This is a genomic window from Hoeflea sp. Naph1 (assembly GCF_046837775.1).
Taxonomy (GTDB): domain Bacteria; phylum Pseudomonadota; class Alphaproteobacteria; order Rhizobiales; family Rhizobiaceae; genus Hoeflea.
The window spans coordinates 4,034,947-4,056,752 of sequence record NZ_CP177286.1 but is presented as its reverse complement, the minus strand read 5'-3'; the positions used below and the strand labels follow the sequence as shown (position 1 = coordinate 4,056,752).

Genomic DNA, 21,806 nt, shown 5'->3' with positions numbered 1-21,806 from the left:
TTCGGTCTTCACTTGAATTTGCGCGGCGTGGCCGCCTGCAGGATACGCTTATGTTTGCATGGTTTGAACGGCAACTGAATCCGTACCCCGCCGCCCCGCCGACGGCGCCGCCTGAAGGGCTGGTGGCTTTTTGCTGGCATTATTCCCGTGATGCCGCGCCGTGGTTGATTGCGATGGGCATATTGACCGCGCTGATCTCGATCGGCGAGGTCATGCTGTTCGGGTTTCTCGGGTCAATCGTCGACTGGCTCGCCAATTCCGATCCGCAGGGCTTTATCGAGCGTGAATCCGGTCGGCTGATGCTGATGGGCGGGATCGTGCTGATCGCCCTTCCGGTAACGGTGCTGTTGCACTCGCTGATCATCCACCAGACGCTGCTGGGCAATTTCCCGATGATCGCGCGCTGGCAGATGCACCGATACCTGCTGCGCCAGAGCCTGAATTTCTTCTCCAACGAGTTTGCCGGCCGGGTCGCCACCAAGGTGATGCAGACGTCGCTGTCGATCCGCGAAGCGGTGATGAAGCTGTTGGATGTGTTCGTCTATGTCTCGGTCTATTTCATCGCCATGATAGGCATGGTGGCCAGCGCCGAGTGGCGGCTGGTGCTGCCGTTGCTGTTCTGGCTGGCGGTCTATATCGGCCTGATTGTGCATTTTGTGCCGAAACTGAAGCGGATTTCGACCGATCAGGCCGATGCCCGCTCGGCGATGACCGGCCGGGTGGTCGACAGCTACACCAATATCTCGACGGTCAAGCTGTTCTCCCATGCCGGGCGCGAGGAGGCCTATGCCCAGGAAAGCATGGATATGTTCCTGCAGACCGTGCACCGGCAGATGCGCCAGGTGACGCTGTTCCAGTCGCTGATCTATTTCAACAATTCGGTTCTGGTGTTCGTGGTCTCGGCGATGTCGATCGGCTTCTGGCTCACAGGCATTGTCTCGGTCGGCTCGATTGCCATCGTCATCGGGCTCTCGCTCAGGGTCAACGGCATGTCGCAGTGGATCATGTGGGAAGTGTCAGGCTTCTTTGAGAATATCGGCGTTGTCCAGGACGGCATGGGCATGATGATCAAGCCGCATGAGGTAGTCGACAGCCCGGGCGCCGGCGCCATCGTCGCCAAGAAGGGAGCGATCTCGTTCGAGAATGTCCGGTTTCACTATGGCAAGCAGAGCGGCGTGATCGAAAACCTGTCGCTCTCGATCAAGCCCGGTGAGAAGATCGGGCTGGTCGGCCGCTCCGGCGCCGGCAAGACGACGCTCGTCAATCTGCTGCTCAGATTTTACAATCTGGAATCCGGTCGGGTGCTGATCGATGGCCAGGACATTTCCGAGGTCAGCCAGGACAGCCTGCGTGCCCAGGTCGGCATGGTGAGCCAGGATACGTCACTGCTGCACCGGTCTGTGCGCGAGAACATCGCCTATGGCCGCCCCGAAGCCAGCGAAGCGGAGATCCTCGAGGCGGCACGCAAGGCCAATGCGCTTGAATTCATCGCCGGACTGGAGGACCTCGCCGGCCGCACCGGGCTCGACGCCCATGTCGGTGAACGCGGGGTCAAGCTGTCCGGTGGTCAGCGTCAGCGTATCGCCATTGCCCGGGTGTTTCTCAAGGATGCCCCGATCCTGGTGCTCGACGAGGCGACCTCGGCGCTCGATTCGGAAGTCGAATCGGCAATCCAAGACAACCTGTTCGCGCTGATGGAAAACAAGACGGTGATCGCCATTGCGCACCGGCTGTCAACGATTGCCCAGATGGATCGGCTGGTGGTGCTTGATGCGGGCGAGATTGTCGAAACCGGGGTGCATGAGGATTTGATCGTCTCGGGCGGGATCTATGCCGATCTGTGGGCGCGGCAATCGGGCGGCTTCATCGACGCGGCCGAAGAAGCGGCGGCAGAGTGACGCTTCGGGCGCCGGGGAGATTGCCAAAACGCAAGCGCGCACTATTGTTGCCGGCATGATTTTCCGACCCATCCTCAACCTGTTCGAGCACTGGATCGACCCCTTTGCCCGGCGCCAGAGCTACCGGCCACCGGCGTCGACGGTGAAGTTCCTGAGCTATTATGTCAGCCAGGCCAAGGGGGCGTTTGCCGCCATGCTGGCGCTTGGTGGTCTGGTGGCGCTGCTTGAGGCGGCACTGTTCTATTTTGTCGGCCGGCTGGTCGACGTGCTCGATGCCGCCGATCCTTCGACCGGCTGGGAGGGATTGATAGGCGCGCATGGGCCGACGCTCGCCTTCATGCTGTTCGTGGTCGTACTGGCGCGGTTTGTCGTCGTCACTGTCGCGGCTCTGGTCGAGGAGCAGACGGTGGTGCCGGGTTTTTACAATCTGGTGCGCTGGCAGGCGCATGCGCATGTGTCGCGGCAGGATCTGAGCTTCTTCCAAAACGATTTTGCCGGCCGCATCGTCACCAAGGTCTGGTCGGCGGGGCAGGCGACCGGCGATTTCATGGTGTCGCTTTTGCAGGTGGTGTGGTTCATCTTCATCTACACCGCCACTACCATGGCGCTGGTGGCGCAGCTTGACTGGCGGCTGTCGGCGCTGGTGCTGGTGTGGATTGCAGCATTTGCGGTGCTGGCGCGTTATTTCGTGCCGCGCATTCGTCGCCATGCCCGTGCCAGCGCCGAAGCTTCGGCAATGCTGACCGGGCGGTTGACTGACAGTTATTCCAACATCCAGACGCTCAAGCTCTATGCCCGTGAAGCCGACAATGACCGTTATATCCGGGCCGGGTTCGATCAGTTCATCGCCGCCATCCTGCCCTTTACCCGGCATTTGACCGGGGTGCGCGCCGCACTGGCGTTGCTGTCGGGGCTGATGATCGCGGCGATTGCCGCGTTTTCGATCGATCTGTGGCTGTCCAGTGCCATCTCGGTCGGGGCGGTGGCCTTCACGCTGTCTCTGGTGCTCAGGCTCAATATGCTGCTGGGGCGGATGATGACCCAGCTCAACAGCCTGATGCGCAATCTCGGCACGGTGCAGAATTCGGCCGAACTGGTGGCGCGTCCGATTGCCCTGACCGACCGCGAAGATGCTGCCGAGCTTGAGATCGATCGCGCCGGGATCCGCTTCGATCATGCCAGCTTCAGTTATGACCCGAAGCTGCCAGTGATCAATGATTTGTCGCTGAGCATCAGGCCGGGCGAAAAACTGGGGCTGGTCGGGCGCTCCGGCGCGGGCAAATCGACCTTCGTCAATCTGCTGCTGAGGTTTTACGAATTGCGGTCCGGGCGGATTGAAATCGACGGACAGGATATTGCCGTCGTCACTCAGGAATCACTGCGCCAGGCGATCGGCATGGTGACCCAGGATACCTCGCTGCTGCACAGATCGATTCGCGAAAACATCGTGTTTGGACGTCCCGACGCCGATGACGAGGAGATCAAGGAAGCAGCGCGCCGGGCCGAGGCGCTGGATTTCATCGAAAAGCTGTCGGACCAGCGCGGCCGCACAGGGCTTGATGCGCATGTCGGTGACCGCGGCGTCAAACTCTCCGGCGGCCAGCGCCAGCGCATCGCCATTGCCCGGGTGATGCTCAAGGACGCGCCGATTCTGGTGCTGGATGAAGCAACCTCTGCACTTGATTCGGAGGTTGAAGCAGCGATTCAGGAGAATCTCGATGAGCTGATGGAAGGAAAAACCGTCATCGCCATCGCCCACAGGCTGTCGACCATCGCCCGGATGGACCGGTTGGTGGTGATGGATGAAGGCCGGATCATCGAAGTGGGCACGCATGGCGAACTGATTGCGCAGGGCGGGCTTTACGCCGATTTGTGGGCAAGGCAGTCGGGTGGATTCATCGGAGTTGACGAAGCGGCGGAATAGGCGAACGAATTTCTAGCGACATTGTGTCCTTCTCGCTCCGTCCGGTCTGGACTTCTCGGTTCAACCCGCTTAGAAACCGCGCGATTGACAGAATTCCGCCGCATTGTCGAAACTGGCCGAATCCGGCTATGGCTATGGGATGGGATGCTGGTCCGGACGCAGCTTCAAAGAGGACGGTGAGCCGTGAGTGAGCCAATGACACAGAGCGAAGGCGTGGGCGAACCCAACCGCCGCGATTTTCTTTACATCGCCACAGGGATGGCAGGCGTGGTCGGGGTGGGCAGCTTTGCCTGGCCGTTTATCGACCAGATGCGCCCGGATGCCTCGACGCTTGCAGTGTCGTCCATCGAAGTGGACGTCGAAAGCCTTGAACCGGGCATGTCGCTGACAGTTAAATGGCGCGGCAAGCCGGTGTTCATCCGCAACCGTACCGAAGCCGAGGTCGAAGAGGCCAAGGCGGTCGCGATCGACGACCTCAAGGATCCGGTGGCGCGCAACGCAAATATTTCCGCCAGCTCGGTGGCGACCGATCTCGATCGCTCCGCTGGCGAAGGCAAGGAAAACTGGCTGGTGATGGTCGGCGTCTGCACCCATCTGGGTTGCATTCCACTGGGTCAAGCTGGTGATTTTGGTGGCTGGTTCTGCCCCTGCCACGGTTCGCACTACGATACCGCCGGTCGAATTCGTAAAGGTCCGGCGCCGGAAAATCTGGCCGTTCCGGAATTCGCCTTCATTTCAGACACTGTCATTAAAATCGGCTAAGGGGATATAGACGATGAGTGGGGATCATTCGACCTACCAGCCCACTTCCGGTTTCGGAAAGTGGATCGATTCACGCCTACCGCTGCCGCGGCTGGTTCATGACAGTTTCGTCTCCTATCCGGTGCCGCGAAACCTCAATTACGCCTACACCTTCGGCGGCATTCTTTCGATAATGCTGGTGGTGCAGTTGGTGACCGGCATCGTGCTGGCCATGCATTACGCTGCGGACACCTCGCTGGCTTTCCAGTCGGTCGAGAAGATCATGCGTGACGTCAACTCCGGTTGGTTGCTGCGCTACATGCACGCCAACGGCGCCTCGTTCTTCTTCCTGGCGGTTTATCTGCATATCGCTCGCGGCATGTATTACGGCTCCTACAAGGCGCCGCGCGAAGTGCTGTGGATCCTCGGCGTTGTCATCCTGCTTCTGATGATGGCCACGGCCTTCATGGGTTATGTGCTGCCCTGGGGTCAGATGTCGTTCTGGGGGGCCACGGTGATCACCGGGTTCTTTACCGCCTTTCCGGGTATCGGGGAGCCGATCCAGCAATTGCTGCTCGGCGGGTTTGCAGTCGACAACCCGACGCTCAACCGCTTCTTCTCGTTGCACTACCTGCTGCCGTTCATGATCGCCGGTGTGGTTATCCTGCACGTCTGGGCACTGCATGTGACGGGCCAGACCAACCCGACCGGTGTTGAAGTGAAATCGAAGACCGACACGGTGCCGTTCACACCTTACGCCACCATCAAGGACGGGCTGGCGATGAGCATCTTCCTGCTCGTGTTCGCCTATTTCATCTTCTACATGCCGAACTTCCTCGGACATGCCGACAACTACATTCCGGCCAATTCGCTGAAGACGCCGGCGCATATTGTGCCTGAATGGTACTTCCTACCGTTCTACGCGATCCTGCGCGCCATCACCTTCAACATTGGCCCCATCGATTCCAAGCTCGGCGGCGTGCTTGCCATGTTTGGTTCGATCGCCGTGCTGTTCGTGCTGCCTTGGCTTGATACCTCGAAGGTCCGTTCGGCGGTCTACCGGCCCTGGTACAAGCTGTTCTTCTGGATCTTTGTCGCCAATGCGATCTTCTTGGGATGGCTCGGCGCCAAGCCCGCAGAGGGCACCTACACGACCATGGCGCAGATCGCGACGCTCTACTACTTCGCGTTCTTCCTGGTCGTTCTGCCGGTGCTGGGGTTGATTGAAACGCCCAAGCGTCTGCCGAACTCGATTACCGAAGCCGTGCTTGCCAAGAATGGCGGCAAGGGCGGGGCCGCTTCACCAGAAACCCGCGGCTGAGCGGCGCGACGGAAAGGATCTGAGATATGAAAACGCTTCTTGCAAGCATCGTTCCGCTCGCCATGGCTGCCGTTATCGGCACCGGCCCTGCAATCGCAGCCGAGCATGAAAATGCGACGCCGCATTACCCGATCAACCATCTGCGCGAAGTGGACTGGTCTTTCGCGGGTCCGTTCGGAACCTTCGACCGGGGTCAGTTGCAGCGCGGGCTGAAGGTCTATGTCGAGACCTGCTCGGCTTGCCATTCGATGAACCTGGTGCCGTTCCGTTCACTCGTGGCGCTCGGCTACTCCGAAGACCAAGTCAAGACGCTGGCCGCCGAATACGAGGTCGAGGATGGCCCCAATGATGAGGGCGACATGTTCACGCGTGCCGCCATCCCGGCCGACTACTTCCCGTCGCCGTTCCCCAATGATGCGGCGGCGGCAGCGTCCAACAATGGTGCGGTTCCGCCCGACTTCTCGCTGCTGGCCAAGGCCCGCTACGCGGAGCGCGGTTTCCCGCAGTTCGTTTTCGACATCTTCACTGGCTATAACGAGAGCGGCCCGAACTACATCTATTCGCTGTTGACGGGCTACCAGGAAGCGCCGGCAGGCGTTGAGGTTCCGGAAAACGCGCATTACAACCCCTACTTCCTTGCGGGATCTGCGCTGGCAATGGCGCCGCCGCTGTCGGATGGTCAGATCACCTATGATGACGGTTCGCCGGAAACGCTTGATCAGTACTCCAAGGATGTGGCTGCGTTCATGATGTGGGCGGCCGAACCGCACATGGAAGAACGCAAGCGGACCGGGTTCATGGTGATGGTGTTCCTGCTGATCTTCTCGTCGCTGATGTACCTGACCAAGAAGGCAATCTACGCCAACAAGGATCATTGATCGGCCCGGCTTGGCCTGATCGCGCCTTCACAAGACGCCGCCTCCGGGCGGCGTTTTCGTTTCCGCGAAAACCGGCTTGCGCCAGGCCCTACCGCGTCGCACATTGAACTGCAATCTGGAAAACAATCCATGTCCGAACTGAGTGACGAACTCCGTGCCTCCATCCGAACGATTCCGGATTATCCCAAGCCGGGTATCCTGTTTCGCGATATTACCACGCTGCTGGGTCAACCGCGGGCGTTTCGCCGGGCGGTGGACGGGCTGGTGCACCCCTATGCCGGGCTGCAGGTTTCAAAGGTAGCGGGGATCGAAGCGCGTGGCTTCATTCTCGGCGGCGCCATGGCGCACCAGCTATCGGCAGGGTTTGTGCCGATCCGCAAGAAGGGCAAGCTGCCGCATGAAACCGTGCGCGTGGCCTACAGCCTCGAATACGGGCTCGATGAGATGGAGATGCACAAGGACGCGGTCGCCGAGGGCGAAAGCGTCATCCTGGTTGATGACCTGATTGCCACCGGAGGCACTGCCGAGGGTGCCGTGAAATTGCTCAGGCAGATGGGCGCCAACATCGTTGCCGCCTGCTTTGTCATCGATCTGCCGGATCTCGGTGGACGCAAGAAGCTCGAAGACCTTGGCGTTCAGGTGCGTACACTGATTTCCTACGAGGGGCACTGAGCACGCCGGAACTGGTTTCCGACGCTGCCGATGCTCGGCGACACCTCAATCGCCAGCTTCGGGCAATTTGATCAGCACCGCAGAATCAAAACTCATCACGATGTTGCCTGCCTTGTCATGGGCTTCGGCGCTGGTTTCGAGCACTGACCAGCCCGGACGCGAGTTGAGCGGGCGGGCACCGCGGTTGATGCGCGAGTAGCGGATCTCGTCGCCGGCGAAAACCGGCTTGAACCAGCGAATGTTACGGACCCCGGGCGAGGGGCCGAACTCGGGTGGCGTCCGGCCTTCGCTTTGGGCCTTTGCGACGTCATTTTTGATCGAGCGGATGTTGAGCTTCATCCAGGTTGCAGAGGTGTGCCAGCCGGAGGCGCAAAGACCACCAAACACGGTGTCCTTTGCCGCCTCGGGGTCGACATGGAAGCGCTGCGGGTCAAACTGCCGGGCAAAGTTGATGATGGCCTCGGCGGTAAAGACATGACTGCCGAGATCACGGCGGACGCCCAATTCATAATCGGTTTCGATGCTCATGCCTGACCGCCTTCCTGCGGCCGCAGCCGCACCATCACCGGGTTGTCGGAATCCAGAACGGTATCGCCGTTCTGGTTGCGCAACTGGTGGCGCAGGCTGACGATGCCGATACCCGGTCGCGAGCGCGATGCGCGAGCCTCGATCACCCGGGTCTCGCCGTTCAGGACATCGCCGGCAAGCACGGGCTTTCTCCATTTGACGTGGTCGACCCCAGGGGCGCCTTCGGCGGCGGTGCGCAGAAGATAGCTATCTGCCATCATCCGCATCATCATCGCGCAGGTGTGCCAGCCTGAGGCCGCCAGGCCACCGAGAATCGAGGCGGCGCCGGCTTCGGCATCGATGTGCATCGGCTGCGGGTCGAATTCCATGGCAAAGGCGATGATCTCGTCGGCGGTCACGTTCTTGGGGCCGAGCGGAAAGATGGTTCCGGGGCTCATGTCCTCGAAATAGAGAAGGTTTTGCTCGGGCATCAGGCGTGTCGCTTTCTCAAAACTGGTTCGCGGTGCAACATAGTTGATTTGGTTTAGGCATGAAAGGATCTAGCTGGTCCGCTTGATCCCGGTCAAATCGCGAGCTCTTATATAATGTATGATCAATACATACCGGCGTATCCGCCGGAATGAGATTCAAGGAGTTCCCCATGTTCAAGTCCAATGTCGGCCGTTTCGACCGTATCCTGCGTATCATTGCCGGTGTCGTGCTGCTTTCGCTGTATTTCATCTATCCGGAAGCGTCATGGCGCTATGTCGCGTTGATCGGCGTCATTCCGCTGTTTACCGGCTTGTTCGGCACCTGTCCGCTCTATTCGCTGTTCGGCATGTCGACCTGCCCGAGCAGCAAACGTTGAGGGTTGGCAATCCGGTCTGACGACTGAATTGAAAGGCGCCGCCCGGCCTCCACATGAGGCTGGGCGGCTATCTCAGGCGTGTGCAGTGGTGAGACTACCAGTTGCACCGGGAAGCGTGTGGATCAGCGTTGCAGCGGCGTTGTGGTCGGCATGGCCGCCGAGCAGGACAAACCAGACATAGGGAACGGCATAGGCCAGCGTTGTCAGCGCCAGTATGGCCCGCACCGGCCGGGTGTCAAAGCGCCGCCACAAAATCACGATCAGTCCCAGCGCAAGCGCCAGTTCGAGCTTGGAGAAGATGTCGCCATAGTGCCGAGGGTCCCAATAGGATACCGGCGAAACAAAGCGCCACTGGCTGAAGGGCACGAAATGGGCGTGGCCATCGTTTACATGTAGCGGCAGGTCACCAAATATATGGGTGAGGGCCGCGAGCGCGAACAACATTGTCATCATTGCCACTGATGCATAGCTCTGGCTGTGACGCACCAGCAGCCAGCCCAGCAGCGCGATTGCCGTAAACAATGGTATCGAGTTCATCCAGTCGATGGCGGTGAGCCATGGCGGGGTAAAATACCAGACCCGCCAAACCTCGTTTTCAGGAACGCTGGTCAGTTTTGACCAGACGAACATGACGAAGATCAGAGCATCGGGTGCGAAAGCGCCAACAAGCACTGCGGCATTGTTGCGGCGGTTTTCGCGCCCGGGTCGCGTCAGCAATCCGGCTGCAAGCAAGATGTGAGTCTGGGTGTTCATTGCGGCCGACCTTGCGCGGAACAGGGCGCTCGCGCAAGCAGGCTCACGAAGATATGACCGGCCATCCCGGCAGCCGGTTGCTGTCGGATCGCGGACGTTTTCAGGTATTGAAACGGAAATGGATGACGTCGCCGTCCTGAACCACGTATTCCTTGCCTTCGTCACGGGCCTTGCCGGCTTCCTTGGCCGGCACTTCGCCGCCAAGGGTGACATAATCGTCATAGGCAATGGTGAAGGCGCGAATGAAGCCGCGCTCGAAATCGGTGTGAATGACACCGGCGGCGGCGGGCGCCTTGGTTCCGCGTTCAATCGTCCAGGCCCGGGTTTCCTTGGGTCCGACAGTAAAATAGGTGATCAGGTCGAGCAGGTGATAACCGGCGCGGATCAGCCGGTCGAGGCCGGCTTCTTCGAGCCCGAGCGCTGCAAGATATTCCTGTGATTCCTCGTCCGGCAGCTGCGCCACTTCAGATTCGATTGCAGCGGAAACGACAATGCTTTCCGCACCCTGTTCGGCTGCCATCTTGGCGACGGCCTGGGTGTGTGCATTGCCGTCCACGGCATCGGCTTCGGAGACATTGCAGACATAGAGCACCGGATGAGCGGTCAGAAGGTTGAGGCCCCTGAGGATCTCAAGGTCTTCGTCCGCCAGGTCCTTCAGCATGGTGCGGACCGGTTTGCCGTCCTGCAGCAGTTTCAACGACGCTTCCATCATCGGCAACAGCGTCATCGACTCCTTGTCCTTCGAGGCGGCGCGCTTGCGGGCCTGATCGGTACGCCGCTCGAGGCTTTCGAGGTCGGAGATCATCAGCTCGGTTTCGATGGTGTCGGCATCGCTGACAGGGTCAATGCGGCCTTCGACATGGGTGATGTCGTCGTCTTCGAAGCAGCGCAGCACATGGACGATGGCGTCGACTTCGCGAATGTTGGCCAAAAACTTGTTGCCCAGGCCTTCCCCCTTGGAGGCGCCGCGCACCAGGCCGGCGATGTCGACAAAGGCCATGCGTGTGGGGATGATCTCTTTCGACCCGGCCACTTCAGCCAGTTTGCGCATACGCGGATCGGGCACGGCGACCTCGCCGGTGTTGGGCTCGATCGTGCAGAACGGGTAATTCGCAGCCTGCGCGGCAGCGGTGCGCGTCAGTGCGTTGAACAGGGTGGACTTGCCGACATTGGGCAGTCCGACGATACCGCATTTGAAACCCATGGAATTGCTGTCCTTCACGTAGATACTTGCGGCTTTGTATGGATGTGACGTGCCGCGTCAAGGGGCGAGCAGCGCTAACCGTCGGCGAGGCCCGACAAAAGGTCCGGATTGAGCCTGTGGTTGGTCCTGCGGGAGGCCACGTTGCCCCGATATTTGTTCCATCAAGCCAAGAAGCTCTCTATAGCGCGATGCCGGGGCGAAAGACATCGTTGCGGGGAGGGTTGCCGTATTTTCTTGCGTATTCCCGGCTGAATTGGGTGGCGCTCTCATAGCCCACCTCATAGGCGGCGGAAGACACCGAATGCCCGTCCATGGCGATCAGCCGGCGCGCCTCCATCAAGCGCAGATCTTTCTGGTACTGCAACGGAGTGGTGCCGGTGATCTGCTTGAAGTGCTGGTGGAACGATGACGGACTCATGCCAGCTTCATCGGCAAGTCCGGCCACGGCCAGGGGGACGTGGTAATCGGTCTGGATCCTGCCAATGGCGCGCGATATCCGGCTGGCATGGCTGTCGCGCTGCATCAGTTGCCGGAGCATGCCGCCGTGGTTGGCCATCAGCAACCGGAAATGGATTTCCTTGAGTATCAGAGGGGCCATTACCTTGGCTTCGGCAGGATTATTTGCGAGGGCGAAGTAGCGTCCAACTGCCTCGACAAGAGCTGGCTCGGCGGCGCTTGCGGCAAGCGGTTTGGGTTGGCGCTGCTCGGCGAGCGTGGTTCCGACGTCCTCGACGAGGCTGCGCAGGATCGCGATATCCAGCCCGATGATGATTGCCAGATATGGGTGCTGCGGGCTGGCTTCGATAACCCGCGCCATGACTGGCAGGTCATGGCTGACAATCAGGGACGCGCCGGTGCCCGATATCACCGATCGGCCGCCGATCGTCACTTCCTTGCAGCCTTGCAGGTTCAGGCAGATCACCGGATTGTAAACCACGGCTTCAAACCGGCTCGGCTGGGTCTGGCGATGAACATAGAGGCCGGCGATGTCGGTCGCGCGCCCCATAAGGGTATCAATGCTGCCGCCGATGAATTTATCCACGCGTCGGGCCAGGTCGGGTATCGTCATGGGGCTGTCCTTTCGGCTTTTAGAGATAAAACATAAGGTGCATGGGGTCACGCTGAGATGTGAAGCTTTGGAGGATTGGGCAAAACTTGCGGAGAATCCGGCAGGCATGTCGGCAGCCTTGCGGCTAGCTTGCACTCATCTCGAACCGCAGGAGCCTGACATGACCCACCCAATCGCACTTATCACCGGCGGCAGCCGTGGCCTGGGCCGCAACGCCGCACTTCATCTTGCCCGACAGGGCGCTGGTGTCATCATTACTTATCTGTCGCGTGCGGAAGAGGCTGCCGCCGTTGTAAAGGATATCGAAGCCTTTGGCGGGACGGCCGCCACGCTACCGCTTGATACCGGAGACCTGGCCCAGTTTGCAGGTTTCGCCGAGCAGCTTGCGCAAACGCTGCAAAACCTGTGGGGGCGGGATCGGTTCGATTTCCTTGTCAACAATGCCGGCATGGGCATCCATGCCGCTTTTACCGATACCACCGAAGAGCAATTCGACACGCTGATGAATGTCCATCTCAAGGGTGTGTTCTTTCTCACCCAGCGGTTGCTGCCACTGCTCGAAGATGGCGGCCGCATTCTCAATGTTTCCACCGGTCTTGCGCGATTTAGCACGCCGGGTTTTGCAGCCTATGCCGCCATGAAGGGCGCAATCGAGGTTCTGACCCGCTATCAGGCCAGGGAACTGGGCCCACGCGGCATTGCCGTCAACGTTATTGCGCCGGGCGCCATTGAAACCGATTTCGGCGGCGGCGCGGTTCGCGACAATCCCGATGCCAATGCCCTTGCCGCCGGCAACACGGCAATGGGGCGGGTCGGTCTGCCCGACGATATTGGCGAGGCGATCGCCAGCATGCTGCTTGGCGGCAGCCAATGGATGACGGCGCAGCGGATCGAGGTGTCGGGCGGAATGTATCTCTAGATTGCCACCGTTTGGTAGTGTGCCGATGGTCGTCCGGGAACTTGCGCAGTCGCTGGTTTCCGTGCCGCCATCTGGCGGATCAACCCGGCTGAAAGGTTTTTGTGGGATGCTTGCATCTGTCAGCCTTGGGAGAGAGCGCATGGAAACCGAGCTAGCCACCTGGCATTTTGTCGTCGCAGGCCTTGTGTTTGCCCTCATTGGCGTGTTCGCGCATGTAATCCGGGCGGTGTTCAACCTATATCCGGACAAGCTGTCGGATACGCCGGCGGTCAATATTCTGGTCTCCGGCGGCTACAGCTGGGGGGACTATCTGTGGGGCACCGAGTTTGACGATGCGGGCTATTACAAGCTCGACAGCCTGCGAAACCTCAGGCTGTGCGTCACATTCTCGATGCTTGGCGGTCTTGGCGCGATGCTGCTGGTCGATGGCGCCGGGCTCGGCATGGCCAATCTGATCGAAGCCGGCATCGGCGGTTTTGTCGACTTGTTCTGGCAGCGGATCGCAGAATTGAAAAGCTGAACCGCACTCCTGTCTGCGCCTTCGGGCGCGGATTGGCTACTTGTTGCCGCCCAGCAATTTTCTCAGCATCTCTGCCATTGGTCCCGATGCGGGCAAGGAGGGCTTGCCCTGTCGCGCCTGATGGATGTGCGATTTGGCCGCTGGCTTGGGCTTTGTTTCGGCAGCGACGTCGGGCTTGACCGGTTGGTTGGCCGGCTTGGCGGGTTTTGGCGCTGCCGAACCGGTGGCCAGCGCCAGCTTGTTGAGAAAACCTGCATCATCGCCGCGCGCCAGCAATTCGGCGTTGTCGGCAATTGCGTCCAGCAACGGTTCCAGCCATTCCATGTCCGACTTGGCGAAATCGCCCAGCACATAAGGGCTGACACGGTCCTTGTGTCCGGGATGGCCGATGCCGATCCGGAGCCGCTTGTAGTCCTTGCCGCAATGGGCATCGATTGATTTGAGCCCGTTATGGCCACCATTGCCGCCGCCTGTCTTGAGCTTGAGCTTGCCGGGCGCCAGATCGAGTTCGTCATGGATAACGATGATGTCGGAAGGGGCGAGCTTGTAGAACCGAATGGCTTCGCCAACGCTGTCGCCCGACAGGTTCATGAAGGTCATCGGCTTGAGCAGCAGGACTTTCTCGCCGGCAAGTGTGCCTTCGGCGATTTCACCCCGGAATTTTTTCGAAAACCCGGAAAACGAATGGCGGCGGGCAATTGCGTCCGCCGCCATGAAGCCGACATTGTGCCGGTTTCTAGCGTATTGAGAGCCCGGATTTCCAAGTCCCGCGATGAGCAGCATGGATCCTGATCCTCAAAAAAGCGCCGAAACGGCTTATTCTTCGGTTTCGCCTTCAACTTCGCCTTCGGCTTCATCGGTAGCGGCGTTGTCGTCGCTCTTGAGGCCTGCAGGCGATGCGATGGTGGCGATGGTAAAGTCGCGATCGGTGATCGTCGGCTCAACGCCTTCGTCCAGCTTCACATGTGAGATGTGAATGCCGTCGCCGATTTCCAGACCGGTGAGATCCACGATGATCGAATCGGGGATCGCATTGGCCGGGCAATGGCACTCGACCGTGTGACGCACGACGTTGAGAACGCCACCGCGCTTGAGGCCGGGAGACGCTTCTTCGTTCTGGAAGTGAACCGGAATTTCGACGGTCACGCGGGTGTTCTTCGAGATGCGCAGGAAATCCACGTGCATCAGGAAGTCACGTACCGGGTCAAGCTGGTAGTCCTTGGGCAGGACGCTGTACTTCTTGCCGTCGACCACGATGGTGGCCAGCGTGGTCATGAAGCCACCAGCATGGATCTTCAGGGTAACATCCTTGCGCGAGAGCGCGATCGAAACCGGCTCTTGCTTGTCACCATAGATGACAGCGGGAATCAAACCGTTGCGGCGAAGTTCACGGGCGGACCCCTTACCAACCCGTTCGCGCGCCTCGGCCTTAAGCTCATATGCAACATTGCTCATGGCAAGTCCTTTCGAGGTTCTATTTGGGGCTGCTTCCGGGTGGCCGGCTTGCGCTGGTTCCAAAAAGCATCAAGCGCCGTTGCCGGCGCCTCATCCGCGTTGCCTCCAAGGGTGTCTGCACGGACGTGGCCGCTATAACCGAGCAACCGCGCAAATGCAAGGGATCGGGGCCGTCGGGCGTGGCGCCGTGGCATGCCGGCAAGACCTGCAGCTTGGCGCTTTCGTTCCGCTGCGCCAGATGCCGATCAGGCGAATTGACGCAGCATCTGGTCGCGGCTAGATATCTGGCACGGGGAAAACCGGAACTCCCGCCGAGAGCCTTGGCTCCAAGCTCCGCGAAATGCTCAATTCCTGCGGAGCCGCAGCATGTCACAAATCCACAGTCAAATCCTTCTATTGCCGGCCGAACTGGTCGCAAGTCCGAAAGAGCTGATGCTCATCGATGTCACACAGCCGCCGGCGCGAGTGGCCTCCGGGCAGATGATCGTCGGTTCTGTCCGGCGGCATCCATTTGGTGCAGAGCAATGGGCAAGCGGATACGGGGGCAGGGCAGTGGCAGTCTACTGCGTTCACGGACAGGAGGTAAACCAGGTGGTGTGTGAAGTCCTGAGAGATCAGGGCGTCGACGCGGTCGGCCTTGCCTGCGATTTTGAAGCCTCGAAGGATGCCGGTCTGGCGGTCGAGTCGGTGGCATCTGCCGATGCGTGAGGATAAGAGCTTTCGGCCCTCCTACGGCGAAATGTTTCGCGTCTTCGGGCGCATCGGCTTGTTGTCGTTCGGCGGTCCTGCCGGCCAGATAGCGTTGATGCACCGGGAGCTGGTCGAAATCAGGCAATGGCTGGATGAGCCGCGGTTCTTGCACGCGCTCAATTTCTGCATGTTGCTGCCGGGCCCGGAGGCGATGCAGCTTGCTACCTATTCGGGCTGGCTGATGCGCGGAGTCAAAGGCGGCTTGCTGGCCGGGCTGCTGTTCGTGATACCGGGCTTTGCCGTCATCATGGTGCTGTCAGCGCTCTATTTGCGCCATGGCGACCTGCCGGTGGTGGCGGGCATCCTGTTCGGTCTCAAGGCGGCGGTGCTGGCGATTGTCGTCGAGGCACTTGCCAAAGTATCGAGCCGGGCGCTGAAATCGCGTTTCGCTTGGGCGCTGGCGATCCTGGCCTTCGTCGCCATTGCGTTCCTGAAGCTGCCGTTTCCGCTGATCGTGCTTGGTGCGGGGGTGATCGGCATTGGCCGCTCGGCGTTGCGACGCGATGCGCCTTCGGCTGCGGCGCTCGATCAGGGTGACAGCAGTCCGCTGACCGGGCAGACCCTCCGCACCTTGCTGGCATGGGGGGTGATCTGGTTCGTGCCGCTGGCGCTGCTTTCCTATCTGCCCGGCGTGCCCGAGGCCTTTGCCGTCATGGGCTTGTTCTTCTCCAAGGCGGCGATTGTCACCTTTGGCGGGGCCTATGCCGTGTTGGCCTATGTCGGACAGCAGGCGGTCGAGGTGCATGGTTGGCTGATGCCGGGCGATATGCTGGCGGGGCTGGGTCTGGCGGAAACCACACCCGGTCCGCTGATCCTGGTGCTGGTATTTGTCGGTTTTCTTGGCGGCGCGCGGGAAGCTGGACTCGAGCCGCTTGTTGGCGGGTTTCTGGGCGGGTCGGTGGCGTTGTTTTTCACCTTTGTGCCATGCTTTTTATGGATATTCATCGGTGCGCCGCATATCGAGCGGTTGCGCTCGGTGCAGTGGCTCTCAGCCGGCCTGTCGGCGATTACCGCGGCGGTAGTCGGGGTGATCGCCAATCTGGCGGTCTGGTTTGCGCTGCATGTGCTGTTTGGATCGGTGGCGGAAACTGATCTGGGGCCGCTGGTCCTGCCGATTGTCGATCTGGCAAGCCTTGATCTGGCCGCACTGGCAATCGCGCTCGGTGCGGGCGTGGCGCTGCTGCGCTTTCACGCCAATCTGTTTGTCGTGCTGGGCGGCGCCACGCTTGCCGGCGTGGCGGTGATGCTGCTCGTCTGAGTGATGACCAATATGCATCAACTCAAAGTGTCCAGGTGAAGGTGTGCTGGCTTAGTCGAACAGGCTGGAGACCGACTGTTCGGCGGCGGTGCGGTTGATTGCCTCACCCATCAGCGACGCCGTCGAGATGACCCGGATATTGTGGGCCGACTGGATGTCCTGAGTCGGCTGGATCGAGTCGGTGATCACCAGTTCCTTGAGCTTGGAGGAGGTGACACGGGCCACTGCGCCGCCCGACAATACGCCATGGGTGATGTAGGCGGTGACCGAAATCGCGCCATTGCCCAGAAGTGCTTCGGCGGCGTTGCACAGCGTGCCGCCGGAATCGACGATATCGTCGATCAGTAGACAATTCTTGCCGGAGACATCGCCGATGATGTTCATCACTTCCGACTCACCTGGCCGGTCGCGGCGCTTGTCGACGATCGCCAGCAGCGCATCCAGCCGCTTTGCGAGCGCGCGAGCGCGAACCACGCCGCCAACATCGGGGGAGACCACCATCAGGCTCGAGTCGGGGTAGTTTTCCTTGACGTCGCGCGACAGCAGCGGGATGGCGAACAGATTGTCAGTGGGGATGTCGAAAAACCCCTGGATCTGTCCTGCGTGCAGATCAAGCGTCAGCACGCGGTCGGCGCCGGCCTCGGTGATCAGATTGGCAACCAGCTTGGCAGAGATCGGTGCGCGGGGGCCGGGTTTACGGTCCTGACGAGCATACCCAAAATAGGGCAGGACCGCCGTGATCCGCCGTGCTGAAGCGCGCCGGAAGGCGTCGATCATGATCAGCAGTTCCATCAGGTGGTCATTGGCGGGGTAGGATGTCGACTGAACGACGAAGACGTCCTCGCCGCGCACATTTTCCTGAATTTCGACAAATATCTCCTGATCGGCGAAGCGTCTGACGCTTGCCTTGCCGAGCGGCACATTGAGATAATTGCAAATGGATTCCGCCAAACGTCGGTTCGAGTTTCCTGCGAAAACCTTCATTTGGGACCGCCTGTCTTTTTTCGGCCGCGTCGCTTCATGCGCGCCAGTACGCATGGCGACGGGGCGCTAACCCGTTGGCCGCGTTTTAGCGGCGCTCGCGATGAATGCAAGCGCACATCGGCCTTGCGCGCAGTTTTTTTGTCATATTGCTTAAAAATAGAGCCAGATGGCGCGGCTGCGGCCCATCCGAGAGGGCGTCAGAGGCCGCGCCAGGCGGCATATTCGGCCATCGTGCGGGTGGCGATCCGTGCCATCACATCCGCCGGCACAGATGCCCAGGGATCGCCGGCGCTGCCGGTGAAGGATTCTTGTCCCTGGATCCGGTTCTGCCGTGCGCCAGCCGAATCGAGCACGTCCCAGACATAGAATACCGTGGTTTGCCCATCGAAATTGTCGGCGGAGAAATAGCCTTTCAAGGCATGGTCGCCGCTGCTGTCGGCGGCGCTCAATATCACCAGACCGAGATTGCGGGCTTCAGCAGCGAGTTGCCGTGAGAGTGGCGTGACCGCATTCACCGGTGCCCCGATCACCGGCATGAAGCGGATCCGGCCGCGTACTTGGCCGGCAGGCAGTGAGGCAACTGCGGGTGCTGCCGAGCCGGGAGCCGCGGGGGATGACGGGCTGGCTGGAGATGCGGGCGCCAATGTCTGATCGGGTGTGGTCGGGAATGCAGCCGTGTCTCCGGGGGCGCCATTCGTCGGCGTGACACTGGGAATTGGCGCCAGAGACAGTTCGGAGCTGTTACAGCCAGCGATCGCGATAGCCGCGATGCACAGGATGCCGATGGTTGTGATGCGTTTCAGCATGGTGCCCGCCCGTTGTTCTCGCCTGTTATGAAAGCCCCGGTGCGAGGCTGTCAATGCGCGCCTGTTCGGCCGTGGTTACTGCGGTGCAATGATCAGGCCCAGCGGTTTTGCCGAGAGCGATTCCGGTTCGTCCTCCGTGGTCAGGTAGGTCTGGCCCAATGTCATGGCGGCGCCGGCTTCCGAATCCATGATGATCATGTGCACGAACAGCGTCATGTTGGGTGCGATCTCGAGCGGATTGCCCGCATGGAACATCTGATGCTCCATCCAGCTCGGGGTAAACCGCGCGCCGAGCGAATAGCCGCAGGCATTGAGCCGGTGCCGGGTCAGGCCGCGATTGTCCATCACCTCGGCATGGGCGTCGAAGACATCGCCAAAGGTGGTTCCCGGCTTGAGGATTTCGGTGATGCTGTCTAGCGCTTCGCGGCAGGCCTCGTAGAGTTCGACATGGCGCGGCGTCGGCTCACCGAGGATGACGGTGCGCATCATGGCTGCGTGGTAGTGGGCGTAGACGCCGGCCCATTCGAGCGTCAGTTGATCGCTGGCATCAAGCTTGCGCCGTCCGGCCTTGTAGCGGCACAGAAGCGCGTCTTCACCCGAACCGATGATGAACTCGTTGGCGGGATAATCGCCGCCACCGGAAAACACCGCCGCCTGCATGGCCGCCAGAATATCGGCTTCGTCGGCACCCGGCTTGATCAGCGGCAGTGCTGCATCAAGGGCTGCGTCGGCAAGTTCTGCGGCGCGACGGACATAGGCAATTTCTGCCGGGCTTTTGATCAGCCGCAAGCGGCTGACCAGATAGGACGCATCAACCAGTTCGGCGAAGTTCTGCAACTGGTTGTCGAGCTTGCGGCAATTGGCGCCGGTCAAGCCGTGGGTGTCGTATTCGACGCCGACGCGTTCGCCCAGCAGATCGAGGTCTGAGAGCAGGTTCTTCAGGTCCAGCGCCGGGTCGGCGTTGGTCCGGTCGGTCCAGACCACGATTCGTTCGATGTTGGATGTGTGTCGCGCCTGGCGCAGGTCGGCAGAGCGGGTCAACAGCGTCATGGTGCCGTCGGCCTTGACCACCAGACACTGGAAAAAGCAGAAGCCGAAAGTGTCGTAGCCGGTCAGCCAGTACATGCTTTCCTGTGAGAACAGCAGCATGGCATCAAGCTTTTCAGCTTTCATGCTGGCGGTCAGCTTGTCCAGACGGCCGGCGTACTCGTCCTGTTCAAAATGCAGGGCCATGGGCGTCCTCCTTGATGGTGATGGCGGAAATTTGTCGTCCGTAATCGGTTTCGTTGCAATGGGTAGCGCGGCGATAGGAATACCATGCCTGTTCATCGGCATAGGTGCACTGGGGCAGCATGGTGGCATTCAGGCCTGCCGATCGCATCCGGTCGAGTGTCATTTGTCTGAGATCGAACATGGCGTGACCGGAAGTGTCGGACGGGGTGAAATAACGATCGAATGACGGGTCCCGATCGAGGAAACGGTCTATGAATTCGGGGCCGACCTCGTAATTGGCCTGGCTGATCGAGGGGCCGAGCGCTGCCGAGATACGGCTGCGAACCGCGCCGAGCTGTTCCATGGCCTGAACGGTGTTTTCGACCACGCCTTCGAAAGCGCCGCGCCAGCCGGCATGGGCGGCACCGATCACGCCGGTTTCGGCATCGCACAACAGCACCGGTCCGCAATCGGCAGTCAGCACACCAAGCACCAGGCCGGGCGTGTCGGTGACGATGGCGTCGGCTTTCGGCCGTTCATGGCGGTTTTTTGCAGTGGCGACATGAACCGTGGGCGAATGAATCTGGTGGACACTCACCAGCCTGTCGGCACCAAGGCCGAACCAGCCACAAACCCGGGCGCGGTTCTCGGCCACGTGATCCTGATTGTCGTTCGAACCGAGTCCGACATTCAGGCCACGATAGAGGCCTTCCGACACGCCGCCGGCACGGTTGAAAAAACCGTGTGCAATGCGGCCGTCAGCGGAGGTCTCGTCCAGAAGTGCACTCCGGACCGGTTCGGGTCCGTGGCGGTCAACCTTCATGATGTGATCCTCCAGAGGCCCGTCAGGACCGAATCCGCGCTCGTTCGCGGGCGGGATCGTGGCTATCCGCGCGGCGTCTGTCAATTCGACCTGTGCGCGTTGTGATCAATTCAGTCCGGTCGCGTTGCGATCAAAGGGGGTGATCCTGACCGGTGCGCCGCTGATGGCCAAGGCTTTGAAAAGCGCGCCCATCCGGCCTTCGCCTTCGCCAGCGAGACGGTTGACGGCGTCGCGGATCGCTGCCTGGGTCAAGCTGTCGCGGCCGGCTCCGAGCGCGCCTGCGCGCTCCACAAGCCCCAATCCGACGAGAAGTTCACCTTGGCTCATCGGCCGATGCACATGGGCGCCGCAGGCAAGCGCTGCTTCGGCGAGTGCCTGAAAATCCACATGGCTGGTCAGGTCAGCTTTGCCAGGCCTCGCCAGCGGCGGGTCGTATTCGTGCCGGTAGATGGCCTGCAGCGTGTCACCAAAACCGGTGATCAGATGGCCGTAATCGATGACCAGCGCTGTGCCTCCGTCGCGGGCGATCTTGTTTGCCACTGCCTGCATGACCGCCGAACGCGCTGGCGCGAGTTCGAAGATTTCCCCCTCTGGCACGGCTTCTTCCTCGATCGGCAGCAGGCTGGGGTCAAACCCGCCGGGGCCCAATCCGAAGGTCAACTGGCCCGCATCATCTAGCCCCACCATGCGCTCGCGGAAGCCTTCAGCGGTTTTGACGAACTGGTGGATCGGGATGGCGTCAAACAGCTCATTGGCAACCATCAGTGTGAAACCGTCGGGGATCTCCTCGAATGCCTTGTGCCATGTAATCCGGTCCTTGATGCGCACCAGCGTCTGGCGCTGGACATCGCGCAATCGCTCGCTGGTCTCGACCATGTGAATGGTAGCGGTGGCAAACAGCTCGGGTGCGAGCCGGGAAACCACCCTGAGCGCATCAGACATCAACGTGCCCCGGCCCGGGCCGATCTCGACGATGCGCACGTTTTCAGGGCTTGCCTGTGCCTGCCAGGCGTGGACCAGAAACACACCGATCATTTCGCCAAACAGTTGCGAGATTTCCGGGGCGGTGATGAAATCGCCGGAACGGCCGAAGGGTTCGCGGGCCTGATAATAGCCGTGCTCGGGATCGGCCAGGCACAGTGCGAAATAGTCGGAAATCCGCAAGGGGCCGCCCTGCTCGATGATGCGAACGATTTTTTGTGCGAGGGGTGTCATGTTTCGTGCAGGGTGTGTCATGGCCTCCA

The 21,806-nt window shown here is 60.6% G+C and carries 23 protein-coding genes; 11 read left to right on the top strand and 12 right to left on the bottom strand.

Annotation, left to right across the window (positions count from 1 at the left end):
* The first annotated feature begins 50 nt into the window (after positions 1–50).
* From ACK6D9_RS19520 to ACK6D9_RS19495, 6 genes are all read left to right on the top strand, one after another.
* Positions 51–1,898, top strand: a complete 1,848-nt coding sequence (locus tag ACK6D9_RS19520) for an ABC transporter ATP-binding protein (protein WP_267653622.1) — start codon at positions 51–53, stop codon at positions 1,896–1,898.
* Positions 1,899–1,953: 55 nt separating this feature from the next.
* Positions 1,954–3,822, top strand: a complete 1,869-nt coding sequence (locus tag ACK6D9_RS19515) for an ABC transporter ATP-binding protein (protein WP_412049776.1) — start codon at positions 1,954–1,956, stop codon at positions 3,820–3,822.
* A 183-nt stretch (positions 3,823–4,005) separates the two neighbouring features.
* A complete protein-coding gene (gene petA, locus ACK6D9_RS19510) occupies positions 4,006–4,584 on the top strand; it encodes a ubiquinol-cytochrome c reductase iron-sulfur subunit (protein WP_322990564.1) in 579 nt (192 codons plus the stop codon).
* 13 nt (positions 4,585–4,597) lie between these two features.
* A complete protein-coding gene (locus ACK6D9_RS19505) occupies positions 4,598–5,884 on the top strand; it encodes a cytochrome b (protein ID WP_412049775.1) in 1,287 nt (428 codons plus the stop codon).
* Between the two features lie 26 nt (positions 5,885–5,910).
* Positions 5,911–6,762: a cytochrome c1 gene (locus ACK6D9_RS19500; protein WP_322988129.1), complete on the top strand. Its 852-nt coding sequence runs from the start codon at positions 5,911–5,913 to the stop codon at positions 6,760–6,762.
* A 129-nt stretch (positions 6,763–6,891) separates the two neighbouring features.
* The gene (locus ACK6D9_RS19495; protein WP_412049774.1) at positions 6,892–7,434 is read left to right on the top strand and encodes an adenine phosphoribosyltransferase; all 543 of its coding nucleotides are present in this window, start codon (positions 6,892–6,894) and stop codon (positions 7,432–7,434) included.
* 45 nt (positions 7,435–7,479) lie between these two features.
* On the opposite strand, the gene ACK6D9_RS19490 is transcribed toward ACK6D9_RS19495, so the two are convergent.
* Complete coding sequence (locus ACK6D9_RS19490) at positions 7,480–7,962, bottom strand: MaoC family dehydratase (protein ID WP_322988127.1); 483 nt, start codon at positions 7,960–7,962, stop codon at positions 7,480–7,482.
* Complete coding sequence (locus ACK6D9_RS19485; protein ID WP_412049773.1) at positions 7,959–8,432, bottom strand: MaoC family dehydratase; 474 nt, start codon at positions 8,430–8,432, stop codon at positions 7,959–7,961. The genes ACK6D9_RS19490 and ACK6D9_RS19485 overlap by 4 nt, the downstream gene beginning before the upstream one ends.
* Positions 8,433–8,602: 170 nt before the next feature.
* Here ACK6D9_RS19485 and ACK6D9_RS19480 point away from each other — a divergent pair, with 170 nt between their 5' ends.
* The gene (locus ACK6D9_RS19480) at positions 8,603–8,809 is read left to right on the top strand and encodes a DUF2892 domain-containing protein (protein WP_322988125.1); all 207 of its coding nucleotides are present in this window, start codon (positions 8,603–8,605) and stop codon (positions 8,807–8,809) included.
* 72 nt (positions 8,810–8,881) lie between these two features.
* Here the strand turns inward: ACK6D9_RS19480 and ACK6D9_RS19475 are convergent, their stop codons facing one another.
* The 3 genes from ACK6D9_RS19475 to ACK6D9_RS19465 all read right to left on the bottom strand — a co-directional run bounded on the left by ACK6D9_RS19475 (position 8,882) and on the right by ACK6D9_RS19465 (position 11,943).
* Positions 8,882–9,562: a hypothetical protein gene (locus ACK6D9_RS19475; RefSeq protein ID WP_412049772.1), complete on the bottom strand. Its 681-nt coding sequence runs from the start codon at positions 9,560–9,562 to the stop codon at positions 8,882–8,884.
* 100 nt (positions 9,563–9,662) lie between these two features.
* Positions 9,663–10,766 carry a redox-regulated ATPase YchF gene (gene ychF, locus ACK6D9_RS19470; RefSeq protein WP_267656148.1) on the bottom strand — a complete coding sequence of 368 codons (1,104 nt, stop codon included), beginning with the start codon at positions 10,764–10,766 and terminating at the stop codon, positions 9,663–9,665.
* 178 nt (positions 10,767–10,944) lie between these two features.
* On the bottom strand, positions 10,945–11,943 hold the full coding sequence (locus ACK6D9_RS19465; protein WP_412049771.1) for an AraC family transcriptional regulator: 999 nt from the start codon (positions 11,941–11,943) through the stop codon (positions 10,945–10,947).
* 52 nt (positions 11,944–11,995) lie between these two features.
* Between ACK6D9_RS19465 and ACK6D9_RS19460 the strand changes: the two genes are divergently transcribed.
* Entirely contained in the window at positions 11,996–12,754 is a 759-nt protein-coding gene (locus ACK6D9_RS19460; protein ID WP_412049770.1) for an SDR family NAD(P)-dependent oxidoreductase, read from the top strand.
* Positions 12,755–12,893: 139 nt separating this feature from the next.
* Positions 12,894–13,274: a hypothetical protein gene (locus tag ACK6D9_RS19455; protein WP_412049769.1), complete on the top strand. Its 381-nt coding sequence runs from the start codon at positions 12,894–12,896 to the stop codon at positions 13,272–13,274.
* Positions 13,275–13,310: 36 nt separating this feature from the next.
* Here the strand turns inward: ACK6D9_RS19455 and pth are convergent, their stop codons facing one another.
* Positions 13,311–14,057 carry an aminoacyl-tRNA hydrolase gene (gene pth, locus ACK6D9_RS19450; protein ID WP_412049768.1) on the bottom strand — a complete coding sequence of 249 codons (747 nt, stop codon included), beginning with the start codon at positions 14,055–14,057 and terminating at the stop codon, positions 13,311–13,313.
* 33 nt (positions 14,058–14,090) lie between these two features.
* The gene (locus tag ACK6D9_RS19445; RefSeq protein WP_322988118.1) at positions 14,091–14,729 is read right to left on the bottom strand and encodes a 50S ribosomal protein L25/general stress protein Ctc; all 639 of its coding nucleotides are present in this window, start codon (positions 14,727–14,729) and stop codon (positions 14,091–14,093) included.
* 366 nt (positions 14,730–15,095) lie between these two features.
* Here ACK6D9_RS19445 and ACK6D9_RS19440 point away from each other — a divergent pair, with 366 nt between their 5' ends.
* Entirely contained in the window at positions 15,096–15,437 is a 342-nt protein-coding gene (locus ACK6D9_RS19440; RefSeq protein WP_412049767.1) for a hypothetical protein, read from the top strand.
* The gene (chrA, locus tag ACK6D9_RS19435; protein ID WP_412049766.1) at positions 15,430–16,737 is read left to right on the top strand and encodes a chromate efflux transporter; all 1,308 of its coding nucleotides are present in this window, start codon (positions 15,430–15,432) and stop codon (positions 16,735–16,737) included. Before ACK6D9_RS19440 ends, chrA begins: the two co-directional genes overlap by 8 nt.
* Before the next feature lie 51 nt (positions 16,738–16,788).
* Here chrA and ACK6D9_RS19430 read toward each other — a convergent pair whose 3' ends face one another.
* From ACK6D9_RS19430 to ACK6D9_RS19410, 5 genes are all read right to left on the bottom strand, one after another.
* Positions 16,789–17,721, bottom strand: coding sequence for a ribose-phosphate pyrophosphokinase (locus ACK6D9_RS19430; RefSeq protein WP_322988115.1), 933 nt, complete (start codon positions 17,719–17,721; stop codon positions 16,789–16,791).
* A 197-nt stretch (positions 17,722–17,918) separates the two neighbouring features.
* Entirely contained in the window at positions 17,919–18,527 is a 609-nt protein-coding gene (locus ACK6D9_RS19425) for a hypothetical protein (RefSeq protein WP_412049765.1), read from the bottom strand.
* A 75-nt stretch (positions 18,528–18,602) separates the two neighbouring features.
* On the bottom strand, positions 18,603–19,760 hold the full coding sequence (locus ACK6D9_RS19420; protein ID WP_322988113.1) for a Xaa-Pro peptidase family protein: 1,158 nt from the start codon (positions 19,758–19,760) through the stop codon (positions 18,603–18,605).
* The gene (pgeF, locus tag ACK6D9_RS19415; protein WP_412049764.1) at positions 19,744–20,562 is read right to left on the bottom strand and encodes a peptidoglycan editing factor PgeF; all 819 of its coding nucleotides are present in this window, start codon (positions 20,560–20,562) and stop codon (positions 19,744–19,746) included. The genes ACK6D9_RS19420 and pgeF overlap by 17 nt, the downstream gene beginning before the upstream one ends.
* A 105-nt stretch (positions 20,563–20,667) precedes the next feature.
* Positions 20,668–21,798 carry a class I SAM-dependent methyltransferase gene (locus tag ACK6D9_RS19410; protein WP_412049763.1) on the bottom strand — a complete coding sequence of 377 codons (1,131 nt, stop codon included), beginning with the start codon at positions 21,796–21,798 and terminating at the stop codon, positions 20,668–20,670.
* Positions 21,799–21,806 lie beyond the last annotated feature (8 nt).

Coding starts and splice junctions, on each gene's coding strand:
- ACK6D9_RS19520 (WP_267653622.1), top strand. CDS start 51: ATGTTTGCATGGTTTGAACGGCAACTGAATCCGTACCCCGCCGCCCCG.
- ACK6D9_RS19515 (WP_412049776.1), top strand. CDS start 1,954: ATGATTTTCCGACCCATCCTCAACCTGTTCGAGCACTGGATCGACCCC.
- ACK6D9_RS19505 (WP_412049775.1), top strand. CDS start 4,598: ATGAGTGGGGATCATTCGACCTACCAGCCCACTTCCGGTTTCGGAAAG.
- ACK6D9_RS19500 (WP_322988129.1), top strand. CDS start 5,911: ATGAAAACGCTTCTTGCAAGCATCGTTCCGCTCGCCATGGCTGCCGTT.
- ACK6D9_RS19495 (WP_412049774.1), top strand. CDS start 6,892: ATGTCCGAACTGAGTGACGAACTCCGTGCCTCCATCCGAACGATTCCG.
- ACK6D9_RS19490 (WP_322988127.1), bottom strand. CDS start 7,962: ATGAGCATCGAAACCGATTATGAATTGGGCGTCCGCCGTGATCTCGGC.
- ACK6D9_RS19485 (WP_412049773.1), bottom strand. CDS start 8,432: ATGCCCGAGCAAAACCTTCTCTATTTCGAGGACATGAGCCCCGGAACC.
- ACK6D9_RS19480 (WP_322988125.1), top strand. CDS start 8,603: ATGTTCAAGTCCAATGTCGGCCGTTTCGACCGTATCCTGCGTATCATT.
- ACK6D9_RS19475 (WP_412049772.1), bottom strand. CDS start 9,562: ATGAACACCCAGACTCACATCTTGCTTGCAGCCGGATTGCTGACGCGA.
- ychF (WP_267656148.1), bottom strand. CDS start 10,766: ATGGGTTTCAAATGCGGTATCGTCGGACTGCCCAATGTCGGCAAGTCC.
- ACK6D9_RS19465 (WP_412049771.1), bottom strand. CDS start 11,943: ATGCCTGCCGGATTCTCCGCAAGTTTTGCCCAATCCTCCAAAGCTTCA.
- ACK6D9_RS19460 (WP_412049770.1), top strand. CDS start 11,996: ATGACCCACCCAATCGCACTTATCACCGGCGGCAGCCGTGGCCTGGGC.
- ACK6D9_RS19455 (WP_412049769.1), top strand. CDS start 12,894: ATGGAAACCGAGCTAGCCACCTGGCATTTTGTCGTCGCAGGCCTTGTG.
- pth (WP_412049768.1), bottom strand. CDS start 14,057: ATGCTGCTCATCGCGGGACTTGGAAATCCGGGCTCTCAATACGCTAGA.
- ACK6D9_RS19445 (WP_322988118.1), bottom strand. CDS start 14,729: ATGAGCAATGTTGCATATGAGCTTAAGGCCGAGGCGCGCGAACGGGTT.
- ACK6D9_RS19440 (WP_412049767.1), top strand. CDS start 15,096: ATGTCACAAATCCACAGTCAAATCCTTCTATTGCCGGCCGAACTGGTC.
- chrA (WP_412049766.1), top strand. CDS start 15,430: ATGCGTGAGGATAAGAGCTTTCGGCCCTCCTACGGCGAAATGTTTCGC.
- ACK6D9_RS19430 (WP_322988115.1), bottom strand. CDS start 17,721: ATGAAGGTTTTCGCAGGAAACTCGAACCGACGTTTGGCGGAATCCATT.
- ACK6D9_RS19425 (WP_412049765.1), bottom strand. CDS start 18,527: ATGCTGAAACGCATCACAACCATCGGCATCCTGTGCATCGCGGCTATC.
- ACK6D9_RS19420 (WP_322988113.1), bottom strand. CDS start 19,760: ATGGCCCTGCATTTTGAACAGGACGAGTACGCCGGCCGTCTGGACAAG.
- pgeF (WP_412049764.1), bottom strand. CDS start 20,562: ATGAAGGTTGACCGCCACGGACCCGAACCGGTCCGGAGTGCACTTCTG.
- ACK6D9_RS19410 (WP_412049763.1), bottom strand. CDS start 21,798: ATGACACACCCTGCACGAAACATGACACCCCTCGCACAAAAAATCGTT.